The sequence below is a fragment of the Paraburkholderia fungorum genome, from assembly GCF_902833645.1.
In the GTDB taxonomy this organism is placed as follows: domain Bacteria; phylum Pseudomonadota; class Gammaproteobacteria; order Burkholderiales; family Burkholderiaceae; genus Paraburkholderia; species Paraburkholderia fungorum.
In genome coordinates this window covers 173,088-189,943 of the sequence record NZ_CADFGE010000003.1, presented here as the reverse complement: position 1 = coordinate 189,943, position 16,856 = coordinate 173,088, and the positions used below count along the sequence as shown (strand labels likewise).

Genomic DNA, 16,856 nt, shown 5'->3' with positions numbered 1-16,856 from the left:
CCAGCAGTCAACGGCCGACGCTATCGGGCCGACAAAAAAAAGCTAACGAGGAGGATGCGATGCCGGGCAATATCGAACTGATCGCAAGGCTGCTCTTTGCCGCGGTGCTGGGCGGCGTAATCGGTTTCGAGCGGGAGCGGTTTGCGTTTCCGGCTGGCTTGCGCACGCACATGCTGGTGTGCGTAGCGTCCGCGCTCGTGATGATCGTCTCGGCGTTCGGCTTCGAGGACACCCGCTCGATGCCGAACGTCGCGCTCGATCCATCGCGTGTAGCCGCACAAGTGGTGTCGGGAATCGGCTTCCTCGGCGCCGGCGCAATCCTGCTGCGTGGCGAAGTGGTGCGAGGGCTGACAACGGCAGCGAGTGTCTGGGCCGTCGCCGGCATCGGGCTCGCGGCGGGTGGCGGACTTTACGTGCTGGCGCTAGCGGCCACGGTGATCATTCTGACGACGCTCACCTGGGTCAAGCCCGTAGCGCGCCAGTTGCGCACGAAAGGCAAACTGCGCCGGGCACTGCGCCTTCAGGTGGATCGGGGCGCGATCACGCTGCCGGTGCTGTGCCGCCTGTTCGGCGAGGACGGCCCCCGGCTCAAGCACATCAGCGTTCACGAGGACAGCGACGAACAGCGGGACCTGGTGACGATTTCGCTGTCACGCATGTCCGCGGACGAATTCGTCGCTTACCGCAACATGCTCAGCGAACTGATCGGCGTGCGCGAGGTCGAGGAGATCGAAGTGCACTGACAGGCGTGATCCTGCGACAACCTCAGGCCGTCAGTGCGTCGGGCTCGGCCGGAGCGGGGGTGTATGCGTCGGCACTCCCTTCTTCAAGCGACACGTTGCCGGGCAACGCAGCCTTGCGACGCGGCGGTCGCTCATGTCGCTCACGAAATCAAATATCGATTCTGTGGACCGCTGACGTACTGCTTCCTGGCGATTTCGAGAACCTTTTCGCGCGACTTGTCGAAGGCGCCCAGCACCGACCGCTCGTCCGAGCCCACGTCGGGCTGCAGGTTTCTGAGCATCGCATCGTCGACCATGAAGGTGATTTCGCGCGAGTCGTCGTATCCCCAGAAACATACGCAATGCCGGGAGGCATCATAGCTACGGCTGGGGTTGGGGAATTGAAGCACGGCGATCAGCCTTTCTCGCACACGGCCGAGTAGCGCCACTTGCTGGCGCTGGAGTCGATCGTGGCGTAAGTGACGCGTCTCTTCTCTGCTCTCAAAGCATCCGCTGTGTCGAGGACATGAGCACGCGTCCTGCGTTCGATCGCGTACTCGCTCTCGCTGCTCACTGCAGCCGAAGTGCGTGGGAGTGGTGATCGCATGTTGGAGCCCCGAAACAGGAGGCCGCGCATTGGCGACCGACCGCCCCACTGTATACCCTTTAGCTGGCGCCGACGTCTTTATTTGCCCGTACGCGAGGGAGGTCAGGTTTGCAGGCCAACGATCCGGTCCGCTGGAGTTCCGCCTCGATGGCACTGCGCCCATGCGGTTGGTGTTAACGCGCCCGCCTGACGCCCCCTCCTTAACTCACTCGCTGCTGGTCCACTCGACATTTGCGCCCACCGAGCGCAGGTTTTCGACGAAGCGCGGATGCGCGCGCCGGATCGGCAGCGCATTCATGATCTCGGAGCGTCCTTCGATGCTGGCCGCGACCATCAGCAATGCAATCGCCACACGAATGATGTAGGGGCTCTCGACGCGCGCCGGACTCAGTGTCAAGCCGCCGAACGTGATCAGCCGGTGCGGATCGGACAGGAACACATGCGCGCCGAACTTCGACAACTCGCTGGTCCAGCCCATTGCACCGTCGTAGACCTTGTTCCAGAACATTGCACTGCCTTCGGCTTTTACGCCAAGCGCGACAAAGATCGGCAGCAGGTCGACCGGCAAATAAGGCCACGGCGCCGCTTCGACCTTGGTGAGGATATTCTGTGTGAACGGGCGGCGCACGTGCAGCGGGCCGTCGCTTAACGCACGCGACCAACCGTTACGATGCTCCACGTTGACGCCGAACTTCGCGAATGTCCTGTCGATCAGCGGGAATTGTTCGGGTGCGGAATTCTTCACCGCGATGTTGCCACCGGTGATGGCGCCGAGCGCAAGAAACGTGGCGATCTCGTGAAAATCCTCGCTGAAGCGGAACTCGCCACCGCCGAGCCGCCCGCCGCCCGTTACGCTGAGCCGCGACGTGCCGATACCTTCGATGCCCACGCCAAGCATGGCAAGAAAGCGGCAGAACTCCTGCACGTGAGGTTCCGACGCCGCGTTGACGAGGGTCGACGTGCCTTGCGCGGCCGCCGCGCACAGCGCAAAGTTCTCGGTGGTCGTGACCGATGCGTAGTCCAGCCAGTGATCGTTTGCAACCATGCGCCGGTCGTTACGCACGATCAGCGAATCGTCGGTGCGCGTGAGATGGGCGCCAAACCGCTCGAACACCTCGACGTGCGGGTCGATCTCGCGCACGCCGAGCGTACAGCCCTTCACGTCGCTCTCCAGTCGAGCCACGCCGAAGCGCGCGAGCAAGGGCGGGACCAGCATGATCGACGAGCGCATCTCTTCAGGCAGCTTGTGCGTTGCCGGATCGAAGGTGGTTGCATGGTGATGCAGGTCGAGAATGCCGGTTGAGAAATTCACCGACACCTCGCTGCCTAGCGTGCGAAAGATCTCGAGAATTTTCTTGACGTCGGTGATCTCCGGCACGCCGATCAGCCGCACCGGTTGATCGGTGAGCAGCGTGGCGCAAAGGATCGGCAGAACAGCGTTCTTGTTGGCGGATGGCGTGATTTCCCCGCGTAACGGGACGCCGCCGTGGACGATCAGGTTGGACATGTTCGGGAGGGTTCGAAAGTGAGGACGCGAGGGCGATATCATGCCATTGAGCGACTGTGCGTGCTGGCGAATGCCCTCCGGTAGGGTGGGCTGGCATCGCGTGATTCAGCTCGCCTCCGGCACACCCGCTTCCCGATGATGATCGGCGGCGAGGAACATATACATCGCGGGCACCACGAACAACGTGAAGAGGGTGCCGATCGACAGGCCCGTGAAGATCACCAGCCCCATCGCGTTGCGGCCCGCCGCGCCCGCACCCGAGGCAATCACCAGCGGCACGACGCCCAGCACCATCGCCGCCGTCGTCATCAGAATCGGGCGCAGCCGCACACCCGCCGCTTCTTCGAGGGCCTCGCGCTTCGATTTGCCGGCGTGTTGCAGTTCGTTGGCGAACTGCACGATCAGGATGCCGTGCTTGCTGACGAGCCCCATCAGCGTGACGAGCCCGACCTGCGTGTAGATGTTCAGTGTCGTCAGGCCAACGTTGATGAAGATGAGCGCGCCGAACAGCGCCATCGGTACCGACACCAGGATCACGATCGGGTCACGGAAACTTTCGAATTGTGCCGCGAGCGCGAGGAACACGATGATCGTCGCGAACAGCAGCGTGATGACGAAACCGCCGGACTCCTGCACGAATTGCCGCGATAGCCCGGAGTAATCTGCCGAATATCCCGACGGCGCGGCTTCCGCAGTCGCTTTGCGCAGAAAAGCAAGCACTTCGCCCTGCGACACGCCCGGCACGGTCACGCCTGAGATTGTCGCGGAGTTGAGCTGCTGGAAGTGGTTGATGGATTCCGGCACGACGTTGTGTTCGATATGCGCAATCGTCGAGGCCGGAATGACACTGCCGTCCGGCGTGCGCAGATAGTAGTCGAGCACCTGCGACGGGTTCAGGCGGTCGGTCTGCAAGACCTGCGGAATCACCTTATACGAGCGCCCGGCAATCGAGAAGTAGTTGACGTAGCCGCCGCCGAGCGCCGAACCGAGCGCTTGCCCGACGTCGCTCTGCGAAAGCCCGAGCGAGGCGACCTTGTCGCGGTCGACAACGAGTGTCGCCTCCGGCTTGTCGAGCTTGAGATCGCTGTCGACAAAGAAGAACATCCCGCTCGCACGGGCTTTTTGCAGGACGGTTTGCGATATTTCATTGAGATTCTCGAAAGGCTCGGTCGTGCTGATGACGAACTGCACCGGCAAGCCCTGTGAGCCCGGCAACGGCGGAAACTGGAACGCCGCGACGCGCGCCCCGGCAATCTGATTCCATTTCTGCTGCAATTCCTGCTGTAAAGCGGTTGCGCCCTTGCTGCGCTGGTCCCATGTCTTGAACAGCACGCCGCCGATGCCCTGATTCAGCGTCGGCGCGCCGGTAAGCTGGAACATCTGCGAGTATTCGGGCAACGCTTTGGAGATGTTGAATACCTGGTCGGCGTACGTCTGCATTTGCTGAATGGTCGCGTTCGGCGGCCCCTGGATCTGCGATAGGACAATTCCTTGATCTTCCTGCGGCGCGAGTTCCGATTTCGACGTCATGAACAGATAGACCGTACCGGCGAGCAGCAACGCGCCCATTACGATAAACACGGGCCAGGTGTCGAGCGTCGCGTGCAACAAACGGCCGTAGCCACGATGAACGCGTTCGAACTGGCGATTGACGAAGCGTGCGAAGCGCCCTGACTCCTGCTCCGCGCGGAAGAAGCGCGAGCACATCATCGGCGACAAGGTCAGCGCGATCACGCCGGACACCGTCACCGCGCCGGCGAGCGAGAAGGCGAACTCGGTGAAGAGGGCGCCCGTCAGGCCGCCCTGAAAACCGATCGGCACATACACGGCGATCAGCACGACGGTCATCGCGAGAATCGGGCCGCCGAGTTCGCGCGCGGCGATCAGCGCCGCTTCGAGCGGCGTCTTGCCTTCCTCCATCATGTGACGGTCGACGTTTTCGACGACGATGATCGCGTCGTCCACGACGAGCCCGATCGCGAGCACGAGCGCGAGCAGAGTGAGCAGATTGATCGAATAGCCGAGTAGCTGCATCACGAAGAACGTGCCGATCAGCGACAAGGGCATCGCGATCAGCGGGATGATGACCGCGCGCAAGCTGCCAAGGAATAGGAAAATCACCACGGTGACGATCAGCAATGCCTCGACCAGTGTCTTGATGACTTCGTAAATCGCCGTGTTGACGAAGTCGGTCGCGTCATAAACGATATCCCCCGTCATGCCGGTCGGAAACTGTTTCTGCATGCCGGGAAAAATGGCCTTCACGCGCTTGGCCACATCGAGAATGTTGGCGTCCGGCGCGACCTTGATGCCGATGAACACCGAACGTTTGCCGCTGAACGCGACGTTGAAGTCATAGCTGTCGGCGCCGAGCACGACGTTCGCGACATCTTCAAGGCGCACGATCGCGCCGTTCTTCTGTTTGATGACAAGCTGCTTGAAGTCGTCGACGGTGTGCAAGTCGGTGCCCGCGTTCAGGTCGACGCTAACCATCTGCCCTTTCGTCGTGCCGAGTGTCGCGAGGTAGTTATTGTTGCCGAGCGCAGTAAAGACGTCGCTCGCCGTCACGCCATGGGCGGCGAGCCGCGTCGAATCGAGCCAGGCGCGCAACGCGAACTGCCGCCCGCCGAGAATTTCGGCGGTCTGCACGCCTTCAACCGAATCGAGCTTGGGCTTGACGACACGCAGCAGGTAATCGGTGACGTTATTGCTCGGCAGCACGTCGCTGTAAAAACCCATGTACATCGCGTCGGTGGTCTGCCCGACCTGCACCGTCAGCACCGGCTGTTGCGCCTGCGGCGGCAACTGGTTGCGCACCGACTGGATCTGCGTGTTGATCTCGGTCAGCGCGCGGTTCGCGTCGTAGTTCAGGCGCAGCGTCGCGGTAATGGTCGACACGCCGGTGGTGCTGGTCGAGGACAGGTAGTCGATGCCCTGCGCCTGGGCGATCGCGGCTTCGAGCGGCTGCGTGATGAACCCGGCGATGGTGTCGGCATTCGCGCCATAGTAAGCGGTGCTGATCGTGACGACGGCGTTTTCGGTCTGCGGATACTGGCTGACTTTCAGGGCGGCGAGCGAGCGCAGTCCGAGTACGAGGATCAGCAGGCTGACGACCGACGCAAGCACGGGCCGCCGGATAAAGAGATCGGTGAATGTCATCGCGCGGTCTCTCTATTGTTCCTGAGGCGCCGGATTCGGATTGTCCGCCGGCTGCACGCTGTTGTTGATGATGAGCGGCGTGCCGTTCTTGAGCTTGAGCTGTCCGCTCGTCACGACCTGCATGCCGGCCTCGACACCTTTAAGAATCGCAACCTGATCGCCACGTGTCGGCCCCGGCGTGACGAACACCTGTTGCGCGACGGGTAGCGCCTTGCCCTGCGCGTTAGGTTGCGCGCCCTGCTTGACGATGAACACGGTCGCGCCGTAGGGGTTGTAGGTGATGGCCGTTTGCGGCAGCGTCAGGTAGCGCTGCGCGGTGCCCGCGTCGATCTTCACGTTCGCGTACATGCCCGGCAGCAGCTTGCGATCGCGATTGTCCACGGTGGCTTCGATCTGGATGTTGCGCGTGGCGCTGTCGACCCGCGGGTTCATCGACTGAATCTTGCCCGTGAAGGTTTGCCCGCTATACGCATTGGTATCGACCACGATAGTCTGGCCGATTGCGAGCTGGCCTAGCTGTTGCTGCGGCAGATAGAAATCGGCATAGATCGGATCGATCGCTTGCAGCGTGACGATCGCGTCGCCCGGATTGAGGTACTGCCCTGGATTGATGGTGGTGATGCCGAGGCGTCCCGCAAACGGCGCGCGGATCGTCTTTTTGTCGACCAGCGCGGCCTGTTGCGCGACCTGCGCCTTCTTGCCCTTGAGGTCGGCGGCGTCCGCGTCGAGCTGCGCCTTGGCAATCGCCTTGATGTCGTATTGCGCCTTGTCGCGCGTGTAGACCGTCTGCGCGAGTTCGGCCGCGGCCTGCAATGACTGGAGCAGCGCGACGTCGCTGTCGGCATTGAGGCGGACCAGAACTTGCCCGGCTTTCGCTTCCTGCCCCGAGCGGAACGCCACCTCGCGTACGAGGCCCGCGACTTCGGTAGTCACGTCGACACCGCGCACGGCGCGCAGACTGCCGACCGCGGCAAGCTGCGGTTGCCACGATTGATAGCCGGCGACGATCGCCGAGACGGTGGAGGGCGGCGCCGCGTTGCTCGCCATGAACTTGCCGATCATGTACGAGCGGAACTGGTTGAAGCCGACGAGCGCGGCCAGCAGCAGGCCGACACAGATCAGCATGATCACCATCCGCTTTGTCATCGGTTTTCTTTCGGTCATCGTTGTGTCCTTGCACGGCATGGGGCGAAGCGCCGGACGGTTCGTTTCTTACTGCGTGTATTGCGAGTAGCGGTGCGGCGAATGTTCCGCCCGATTACGTCAATGCGTTGTTGCGGCGGTGGCCGGCACCGGCTCGTTCCACCAGCCGCCACCGAGCGCCTGGAAGAGGGCCGCCGTGTCGGCGTAGCGAGATGCCTGGGCCTGCGCGAGACTGACCACCGTTTGCTGATACTGGCGTTGCGCATCGAGCAGCGACAGATAGCTCACGCCGCCGATGCGGTACTGCCCGCGCGTGAGGTCCAGCGAATCGCTGGCGGAGCGCCAGGCGTCCGTCTGCGCTTTCAGGCCGGTCGCGTCGTGATCGAGCGCGCGCAGCGAATCCGCGACGTTCTGGAAAGCCAGCAGCACGGTTTCGCGATATTGCGCGTCGGCCTGTTCGTACGCCGCTTCGGCCGCGCGCTTCTGCGCACTCAATTGGCCGCCGTGGAAGACCGGTTGCAGCAGGCCCGCGCCCAGGCTCCAGATCGTGCTGCCGGCCTTGAACACCTGCGCCGGCGTCAGGGCCTCCGCGCCGTAGCTCGCGGACAGCGTGATCTGCGGATACATCGCCGCGGTCGCCACGCCGACTTGCGCGCTGGCCTGATGCAGCAACGCGTCGGCGGCGAGAATGTCGGGCCGTTGCCGCACCAGTGCCGACGGCAGGCTCACGGGCAGCGATTCGGGCAACGAGAACATCTCGAGCCTGAATTCAGGCAAGCCGGCGTCGCTGGGTAGTTTGCCTGCCAGCACGGCGAGCTGATGACGGACCTGGTCGAGTTGCTGTTGCAGCGGCGGCAGCGTGGCGCGGGTTTGCGCCAGCAGGGTCTGTTGCGCGAGTACGGCGGTACGGCCCACGCCGCCTAGTTCGAACTGTTTGCCGAGTACGCCGAGTTGCTCGTCTTCTTCCGTGGCGATCCGCTCGGTTGCGTCGATCTGGGCGCGCAGCGATGCTTCCTTGACGGCCGCGGTCACAATGTTGGCGGACATCGCGAGATAGGCGGCCTGCAACTGGAAATCCTGGTAATCGATTTGTGCGCGCAACGCTTCGAGTTCGCGCCGCGCGCCGCCGAACACGTCGAGCTTGTACGACACATTCACCGACGCGTTATAGAGATTGAACTCGTCGACCACGCCAGGCTGGCCGAACGCGATGCCGTTCAGTTTTTCGCGCGTGGCGCCGAGTTGCGCGTCGACGCTGGGCAGGAGAGTGCCGCCGGCTTGCGCTTTGAAGTTTTCGCGCGCCTGCCGCAAGGCGGCTTGCGCCGCGGCGATGTTCGGGCTGTTGACGATGGCCTGGCGGATCAGGGTATCGAGCGGCTCGCAATGAAAGAGCGCCCACCAGGCCGCGGGAATGTCCTCGCCCGGCACAAAGCGCTGGGGCAAGCCGGCAGCCCCCGGCGAAGAGGCCGTCTGCCCGGGCAGCGGCGTGGCGGTGTACGTGTCCGTAGCGGGTGCGGCAGGCGTGCGGTAGTTGGGACCGACCATGCAGCCCGTCATCGCGGCGCAGCCGCAAAGCACGACGTACAGGCGCCGCCGCCCGACAATACGCTGGTTCACGTCGATCATCGATCCACCTTATATCGCCTGCGTTTAGCCTAAGCGAGGGGAGCGGATGGGATTATGCGGACCACCCGAACTTCGATGTTTCTTGTCCGGACGGCGGAATTTATACCATGCGGCAAGAAATCTACGCGTAGCCTAGCATGGCCGATTGGAGCACGTGACGCGCGGGATGCACGAGATCACGTAGTCAGTCCGCTCGACGAGCTTTCAGACAGCCATCTGTAAGGAAGGGGCCCTGAGGGCCGGCGGAATACGGAACCCGCGAAGTGGATCGAGACGCTGGCAAAGTCGTTCACATTCCTGTTCGCGCGGCGCGATAAGGCGTTCCGGTGGCCGATCGGCAAGCGCCAATAAAGACCCATATAATCGATCGAAGAAATGAATGGGAGCTCGCTGCTCCGGCATTGGATCTGAATTGCACGGCCACGAAAGTGGCATTCCTGAGAGGTTATGTTTGTGATCGATAAAACGGCTGTCATCCATCCGACCGCGGTGATTGAAGAGGGCGCTGTGATTGGTGCCGGCGTTCGCATTGGTCCTTATTGCTGCGTCGGCGGCGATGTCGAGATTGGTGAAGGCACCGTACTGAAGTCGCACGTTGTCGTAAGCGGCCATACCCGCATTGGCCGGGACAACACCGTCTACCCGTTCGCCACGATTGGAGAGGACAACCAGGACCTGAAGTACGCCGGCGAGCCGACGCTGGTGGAAATAGGCGATCGGAACAGAATCCGGGAGAGCGTCACGATCCATCGCGGCACGGTCCAGGGCGGCGGCGTTACCCGGGTTGGAAACGACAATCTTCTGATGGTCAACGCTCATGTTGCCCACGATTGCATCGTGAGCAACCATTGCATTCTGGCAAACAATGCAACGCTAGGCGGTCATGTAATTCTGGACGACTACGTAATTATTGGCGGGATGGTTGCGGTTCATCAGTTCTGCGTCATCGGCGCGCACGTCATGGTGGGGGGCTGTTCGGGCATCGCCCAGGACGTACCGCCGTTCGTGATTGCCCAGGGCAATCACGCTTCGCCGGTTGGTGTGAACACCACGGGGTTGCAGCGCCGGGGGTTCAGCAAAGAGGCAATACAGGCCATTCGACAGGCCTACAAGCTGCTGTACCGGAGTGGCAAGACGCTTGATGAAGCGAAGCCGGAGATCGCGGAGATCGCCTCCGCTCACGCCGAAGTCCAACCGTTTTACGAGTTTCTGACTCGCTCGACTCGCGGTTTGATTAGATAAGGTTCTGTGCGGCAATACGCAGGCTACGTCGTCGGGAGAGTTGTCACCCGACGACAGAAAGCGTGAGCCTGGTTCCGCCTAGAACGTATACGCCACCTTGCCGAATGCCGTGCGGCCGAGCGAGTTGTAACCGTATGCGGTGACGTACTGCCGGTTAAACAGGTTCGACAGGTTGGCGGAGACGGTGAGGTGCGAATTGATCCTGTACGCGGCGCGCAGATCGACTCGCGTGTACGACGGCAGATAGGTCGTGTTGTACTGGTCGTCGAAGGTCGAGCCGCCATAAAGCAGCGAGACGCCGGTGCTGAGCGCGTGCAGGTGGAATTCGTCCCACATGTGATCCACGCTCAGGCTGATAGTTTGGCGCGGACGGCGGGGGAGCCACGTCTGATCCGTGACGTCCTGCGGATTCATTATGCCGACCGCAACGCTAACCGGCGTCGATTTGCCGATAGTGCCCTTGTAGGACAGATCGATGCCCTGGATGTGCGCCCGCCCGATGTTCACGGGCATACTGAGCGCGGGGTTGAACGAGATCAGGTCATGAACCCGGGTGTCATAAACGGCGGCCGTGAAGGTGCCGATCGAGGTCGACGCGTCCAGCGCTGCCTCCACCGTATCGCTGCGCTCGGGCAACAGATTCGGGTTCGAATAGCCCGGATAGTACAGATCGTTAAACGTCGGCAGGCGGAAAGCATTGCCATACGAGAGGCGCGCCGTATAAACCGGCGTGATCGCATAGGCCACGGCGACATTGCCGGTATTGACCGACACACCCTGGACAACGTCGTGGCGACCCGCGAGGAACACCGTCAGCGCGCCGAGCGTGGCCGACTGATGGAGCGAGAAAGACGAATCGTTGCGGGCCGGCAAGCCTTGAGGCACATCCACCGGCATGAACGCCAGCTCACGGCTGAAATCGTACGCAACTTTTGATTCTCCGGACAGCGGCAGACCGAACAGCGTCAGCCCGCGCTCCTGATGCGTTAGCGAGGTCGTGGTGCTCAAACGCGTCGAATCGAACTCATCGGACGGAATGCCTGGGTTGTTCGCGTAGACGAACTGGCGGTCCGTCGCATAACCCACCGACTGGTCGAACTGGGTGGTCGGCGTCACGTCCAGATGAAATGCGAGGCCCGTCGTCAGTTGATGATCGAGCTGCCGGTCGGCGCCGCCGGCATTGTCGTACGACAGATCGGACTTGTGATACAGAGCGAACGCGGAGAGCGACCAGTTGTCGTGCGCGTAACCGAGTCGCGCGTCCACGTCCTGCGCATGGTACGGATTGCGGCCGTCCTCGTGACCGTAGGCGTACGGCTGGGTCGCATCGATCCCGGCGGTGTTGTAGTCGTGCAGGCCGAGCGAGTAGGTCAGTCCGGAGAGTGCCGAAAGCGGACCCGTGGACGGGATACTGCCGGACGTGCGGATCTGTGTATCGAAGGTCTTGTTCGAACCGCCGCCTACCGAAACGGTGGTCCGATTCGGCTGATTGGATGCATGGTTGGTGAACAACTGTATGACGCCGCCCATCGCGTCCGCGCCGAACGAGGCGGCCGCCGGCCCCGAGATCACCTCGACGCGGTCGAACGCGGAGGTCGGCAGATCGGCCCACGCAGCTTGCCCGGTGGTCGAGGAACCGACCCGGATGCCGTCGATAAACACCGCGACCTGACTGGCCGACGAACCGCGGATACTGACCGCGGCGGAAGAACCGGGTCCGCCGGTTTGCGAAATGGTGACGCCGGGCAGCGTGGCGAGGGCCTGCGTGATACTCGGGTCGGCGGGCGTAAGACGATCGAGATCGGCGCGCGTCAGAACCTGAGTGGTGGCGAAGCGTTGGTCGAACGATTGCGGCAGATGTTGCGTGTCGCCGCTGACGAGAATATTCGGCAGCGTGGTTTCAGCCGGCGTCTGCTCCGTCTGCTGCAACGGCGTGTCGTCCGCGGCCTGTGCAACCTGCCATGCGGAGACGGTCAGGGCGGAGGTGATGATGAGTCGACGGAACTTCATGATGAGATGGGCTCGTTCTTGCTGATTTCTATATGGGTGGCGAGCTGGAGGACCAAGGGGCCAGCGGGCCGTTTAGCCGCGCTCAAAGATTTAATGTGTGGCGCAACAGGCTTCCAGTTCGTCGTAGCGCTTCAGGCGACAGGGGACGAACGAGCCAGGCCAGGCGGCAATCCTGAAGGCGGCGAAAGCGCTATCCATGGCGACGACGCGCCGGCGCGAGGCTCCCCCTTTAGGGAACCGGATTGAACAGCAGTGAACATGACAGATCCTGAGGCTTGGGCTGTCGTTGCAGCGGGCGACCGCTCAAGAGCGGTGCTTGCACATCGGGACACCCCGCCCGGTGCGGCTGCGCAGACCTCGGTTCGATGGCAGGTCTCCTGGCTCACGGGTCAATGTCACGTGCCGACCTTCCCGGTGCTCTGCTCCAGTGGTCATGAATGGCACGGACTCGCCGCTTACAGTTGCGGGGGCAGCCGCAGATTCGGAGCATGGCTGCTCGTACTGCGTTCCCTTTGATCCCGGTAACGGGAACCATCAGCGCGAAGCGTACCGATGCGTAGTGGTTGCCGTCAATCTCTACGACGTTGGCGGTACGTTTCCTGTTGTTATTACGTCTGGCTTACTGGACTGCAAGCCTTTGCCGCTGTGTCCTCGCCGCCAGTACCATATTGGACAAGGCGGCTTCCGTCTCCGGCCAGCCCCGGGTTTTCAGGCCGCAGTCGGGGTTGACCCACAAACGGTCGGCGGGGATGACCTCGCAGGCGCGTTCGAGCAGGCGCTGCATGGCTTCGGCACTCGGCACGCGCGACGAATGGGTGTCGTATACGCCGGGTCCGATTCCGTTGGGATAGGCGAACTCGCCGAAGCCGTCGAGCAGCTCCGTCGAAGAGCGCGATGTCTCGATCGTGATCACGTCCGCATCCAGCGCGGCGATCGACGGCAGGATGTCGTTGAATTCCGAATAGCACATATGGGTGTGGATCTGCGTGGCGTCGGAAACGCCGCCCGCCGAAATCCTGAAGGCCCGGGTCGCCCAGTCGAGGTAGTCTGACCAGTCCGCCTTACGCAGCGGCAAGCCCTCGCGAAAGGCGGGCTCATCGATCTGAATGATGCGGATGCCGGCCTTTTCGAGGTCCATAACTTCGTCGCGAATGACGAGCGCCAATTGGAGCGCCGTGGTCGAACGCGGCTGGTCGTCACGAACAAACGACCATTCGAGCATGGTGACCGGTCCGGTCAGTACGCCTTTCACCAGGCGGTCGGTCAACGACTGCGCATGGCAGGCTGCGTCCACGATCATCGGCTCGGGCCGGTAGATGTCGCCGTAAATGATCGGCGGCTTGACGCATTGCGAGCCGTAGTTCTGGATCCATCCGTTTTCGGTGAGCGCATAGCCCCAGAGCTTGTCCGCAAAGAATTCGACCATGTCGTTGCGTTCGACTTCGCCGTGCACCAGCACGTCGAGCCCGAGTTCTTCCTGTCGCCGCACGACGGTCGCCGTTTCGGCCCGCATACGTTCGAGATACTCAAGCGCGCGCATTTCGCCGCGGCGATAGGCGGCGCGCGCTTGCCGGATCGCCGGCGTTTGCGGAAACGAACCGATTGTCGTGGTGGGCAGGAGCGGCAGTTTGAGCGAGTGGCGCTGCACACGGCTACGCTCGGCGAACGGGCTCTTGCGGCTGGCCATGGTCTCGGCGATAGCGGCGACGCGCCGCTGAACCAGCACATTGAATACCGCTCCGGAGTGGCGGCGCGACTCGAGTGCGGTGGTCGCTGCGGCGAGCGCCGCCTGGGCCGCTGCCGGCAGCCCGGCGCCCAGGTGGCGCAGCGCCAGTGCAATCGTGCTGAGCTCATCGAGTTTTTCAGTCGCGAAGGCAAGCCACGATTTGAGTTCGGCATCGAGTTTCTTTTCGGACGCGAGCGTGACCGGCACGTGGGCCAGCGAGCAGGACGGCGCGATCCACAGACGTTCGCCGCGTTGCGCGTAAAGGCTCTTGAGCGAAGCGGCAATGGCAGCCAGATCGGCGCGCCAGATGTTGCGTCCGTCGATAACACCGACCGACAGGACCTTGTCCGCCGGCAGCGCCGAGCACCAGGCCTCCAGTTGCTGCGGCGCCTTGACCAGATCGATATGCACACCATTCACGGGCAGCTTGGCGACGGTTGGCGCGTGCCCGGCGGCGGTGTCGAAATAGGTCGCCAGCAGCACCTTGACGCCCGAGTCGCCCAGCACGTTGTACACGGCGGAAAACGCTTCGAGCCAGTCCGCTTCGAGATCGACACAGAGCGCGGGTTCGTCGAGTTGAACCCACTCGATACCTCGCGCTTTCAGCGTGTCGAGAATACGCAGGTAGCGGATGACCAGCCGAGGCAGCAGCGACAGGCGGTCAAAGCCCGCCACGCGGCTTTTGGCCAGCCACAGATAGGTGATGGGTCCGATCAACACCGGCTTGACCGCGAGATCTAGCGCAAGTGCCTCGTCGATTTCCTCGAACAGCCAGTCGACGCCGCCGTCGAATGTCGTGTCGGGACCGAGTTCCGGCACCAGGTAGTGGTAGTTGGTATCGAACCACTTGGTCATTTCCATGGCCGGCTGCGCCTTGTTGCCCCGCGCCAGTTCGTGATACTGGGCGAGCGACAGGGTCTTCGGCTCGAAGCCGAAGCGCTCCGGCACCGCACCGAGCAGGGCGGTCAGGTTCAGCATCGGGTCGTACCATGCGAAATCGCCGGCCGCGACGAAATCCAGCCCGGCGGCGCGCTGCAATTCCCAGTGACGCGCGCGCAACGCTTTTCCGACCTCACGCAGATAGGCGTCGTCGGATTCTCCGCGCCAGAAAGATTCCTGGGCGAACTTGAGTTCGCGATGTGCGCCGATGCGCGGAAAACCGGATATGTGAGTGCGGGCCATGCGGAATCCTTGAGTGAATGCCGCGTAGTGTGCAAGTCACGCTATGATTCATCAAGCGACATGTTTTCATCATCATATGAACCACATTCATATCAGGTTTTTCTCTTGTTTTCTGTACTGTCATGGCCGGCGCGGGCGGTGCCATGCTTGAACTGCGTCATCTGCGTTCGCTCATTGCCATCGCCGAATCCGACAAGCTGGTGAGCGCTGCCGAGCGGGTCAATCTCAGCCAGTCCGCGCTGTCGCATCAGATCCGCGATATGGAGGCTCACTACGAGGTGTCGCTGTTCGAACGCACCCGGCACGGACTGCGTTTTACGGCCGCCGGCGAGCGGCTGCTTGCGCTGGCCCGGGATACGGTGGCCGCGGTGGCCACCGCCGAGCGCGATCTGGTTCGCCTGAAGGGCGACGTGCGCGGCGAGCTTCGAATCGTGCTGGAATGCCACACCTGCTTTGACTGGCTGATGCCGGTCATGGATGAATTTCGCCGGCGCTGGCCGGAGGTCGAAGTCGACCTGGTCGCCGGGTTCCATGCCGACCCGATGAAACTGCTGAACGAGGGCAAGGCAGACGTGGTGATCGGCTCGAAGCCCGCCACGCGGCGCAATCTGCACGTTGCGCCGCTGTTCCGGTTCGAGATACAGGTCGTGATCGCCAATGAACACCGGTTGCGCAACAAGCGGCGCGTCGGTCCCGACGACCTGCAAGGCGAGACGCTGATCACCTATCCCGTGCCGGAATCGCGTATCGATCTGATTCGCGAAATTCTGGAGCCGGCCGGGATCAAGCTCGAACGGCGCACCGCGGAATTGACCATCGCGATCATGCAACTCGTGGCGAGCCGCCGTGGCATTGCGGCGCTGCCGAACTGGGGCGTGAAGAATTACGTCGACCACGACTACGTGCTCGCGAAGCGCGTCGGCGCCGGTGGACTGTGGAGCGAACTCTATGCCGTCGCACCCAAGGCAATCGCGGGGCGGCCGTACTTCGACGATTTCGTGAGGATCGTCCGGGATATCTGCGCGGCCCAACTGGACAGCATTGAGCTGATATCCGGCAATCCGTGAGCGCTTGCAGGCGCGTCCAGCATCAATTGACATCAGCCGCGGGTGTGCTCGACCGAGACTTCCGCCGCTTTAGCCAGGAGTTGAAGTGATGAAAAAAATCCTGATCATCGGAATTGGAGCAGGGGATCCTGACTACATGACCGTTCAGGCGATCAACGCGCTCAATCGGGTCGACGTATTCTTCGTGATGGATAAAGGCGTCGCGAAGGAGAAACTCGTTGCGCTGCGCAAGCAGATCATCGAGCGATTTATCGACGGCGACGCTTATCGGATCGTCGAGGCCACCAGCCCTGAACGCAGACGCGACGACACCGATTACCGATCGACAGTCGACGAGCTGAACCGCGACAAGCAACGCCTGTTCGAAGCCCTGATTGCAGACGAACTGCGCGACGGCGAAGTCGGCGCTTTCCTGGTGTGGGGCGACCCATCGCTCTACGACAGTACGATCCGCATCATCGAGGCCATTGCGCAAGAGGGGCGGCACGCGTTCGACTATGACGTGATTCCCGGGATCAGCAGCGTCCAGGCGCTGGCCGCACGGCATAAGGTCCCGCTGAACCTGATTGGCCGGTCGATCGCAATCACCAACGGCCGCGCGCTCGCCGAAGGCTTCCCCGCGAATGTCGACAGTGTCGTCGTGATGCTGGACTCGCAGAATGCCTACCGGCATCTCGTGGATGAAGACCTGGACATCTACTGGGGAGCGTACGTGGGCACGCCCGACGAAATTCTCATTGCGGGAAAGCTGCGCGACGTGATGGACGAAATTGAGCGCGTCAGGGCGGAGGCTCGGCGCGCCCATGGCTGGATCATGGACACGTATCTGCTGCGTAAGCGCGACAGCAAATGAAAGATGGCCACC

11 protein-coding genes and 1 riboswitch are annotated in these 16,856 nt (G+C 62.4%); of the genes, 4 read left to right on the top strand and 7 right to left on the bottom strand.

Translation table 11 applies throughout. From position 1 onward, the window contains the following. The first annotated feature begins 59 nt into the window (after positions 1-59). The gene (locus HWX91_RS11985) at positions 60-743 is read left to right on the top strand and encodes an MgtC/SapB family protein (RefSeq protein ID WP_028193965.1); all 684 of its coding nucleotides are present in this window, start codon (positions 60-62) and stop codon (positions 741-743) included. Positions 744-883: 140 nt separating this feature from the next. Here the strand turns inward: HWX91_RS11985 and HWX91_RS11980 are convergent, their stop codons facing one another. From HWX91_RS11980 to HWX91_RS11960, 5 genes are all read right to left on the bottom strand, one after another. Then, the gene (locus HWX91_RS11980; protein WP_028193964.1) at positions 884-1,132 is read right to left on the bottom strand and encodes a DUF1488 family protein; all 249 of its coding nucleotides are present in this window, start codon (positions 1,130-1,132) and stop codon (positions 884-886) included. A 402-nt stretch (positions 1,133-1,534) separates the two neighbouring features. Then, a complete protein-coding gene (locus HWX91_RS11975; RefSeq protein ID WP_028193963.1) occupies positions 1,535-2,836 on the bottom strand; it encodes a UDP-N-acetylglucosamine 1-carboxyvinyltransferase in 1,302 nt (433 codons plus the stop codon). Between the two features lie 105 nt (positions 2,837-2,941). Then, positions 2,942-5,995 carry an efflux RND transporter permease subunit gene (locus HWX91_RS11970; RefSeq protein WP_028193962.1) on the bottom strand — a complete coding sequence of 1,018 codons (3,054 nt, stop codon included), beginning with the start codon at positions 5,993-5,995 and terminating at the stop codon, positions 2,942-2,944. A gap of 12 nt (positions 5,996-6,007) precedes the next feature. Then, positions 6,008-7,159 carry an efflux RND transporter periplasmic adaptor subunit gene (locus HWX91_RS11965; protein WP_028193961.1) on the bottom strand — a complete coding sequence of 384 codons (1,152 nt, stop codon included), beginning with the start codon at positions 7,157-7,159 and terminating at the stop codon, positions 6,008-6,010. 99 nt (positions 7,160-7,258) lie between these two features. Then, positions 7,259-8,764, bottom strand: coding sequence for an efflux transporter outer membrane subunit (locus HWX91_RS11960; RefSeq protein WP_028193960.1), 1,506 nt, complete (start codon positions 8,762-8,764; stop codon positions 7,259-7,261). Positions 8,765-9,211: 447 nt separating this feature from the next. On the opposite strand from HWX91_RS11960, the gene lpxA reads away from it, so the two are divergent. Beyond that, on the top strand, positions 9,212-10,006 hold the full coding sequence (gene lpxA, locus HWX91_RS11955; protein WP_200898865.1) for an acyl-ACP--UDP-N-acetylglucosamine O-acyltransferase: 795 nt from the start codon (positions 9,212-9,214) through the stop codon (positions 10,004-10,006). Positions 10,007-10,084: 78 nt separating this feature from the next. Here the strand turns inward: lpxA and HWX91_RS11950 are convergent, their stop codons facing one another. Together HWX91_RS11950 and metE are read right to left on the bottom strand one after the other, a co-directional pair. Further along, positions 10,085-12,016, bottom strand: coding sequence for a TonB-dependent receptor domain-containing protein (locus HWX91_RS11950; RefSeq protein WP_028193958.1), 1,932 nt, complete (start codon positions 12,014-12,016; stop codon positions 10,085-10,087). A gap of 350 nt (positions 12,017-12,366) precedes the next feature. Beyond that, a riboswitch (cobalamin riboswitch) is annotated at positions 12,367-12,567 on the bottom strand. 68 nt (positions 12,568-12,635) lie between these two features. After that, complete coding sequence (gene metE, locus HWX91_RS11945) at positions 12,636-14,924, bottom strand: 5-methyltetrahydropteroyltriglutamate--homocysteine S-methyltransferase (protein WP_028193957.1); 2,289 nt, start codon at positions 14,922-14,924, stop codon at positions 12,636-12,638. Positions 14,925-15,067: 143 nt separating this feature from the next. On the opposite strand from metE, the gene HWX91_RS11940 reads away from it, so the two are divergent. Further along, a complete protein-coding gene (locus HWX91_RS11940; protein ID WP_028193956.1) occupies positions 15,068-15,991 on the top strand; it encodes a LysR family transcriptional regulator in 924 nt (307 codons plus the stop codon). An 88-nt stretch (positions 15,992-16,079) separates the two neighbouring features. Next, positions 16,080-16,844 carry a precorrin-6A synthase (deacetylating) gene (gene cobF / locus HWX91_RS11935; protein WP_028193955.1) on the top strand — a complete coding sequence of 255 codons (765 nt, stop codon included), beginning with the start codon at positions 16,080-16,082 and terminating at the stop codon, positions 16,842-16,844. Positions 16,845-16,856 lie beyond the last annotated feature (12 nt).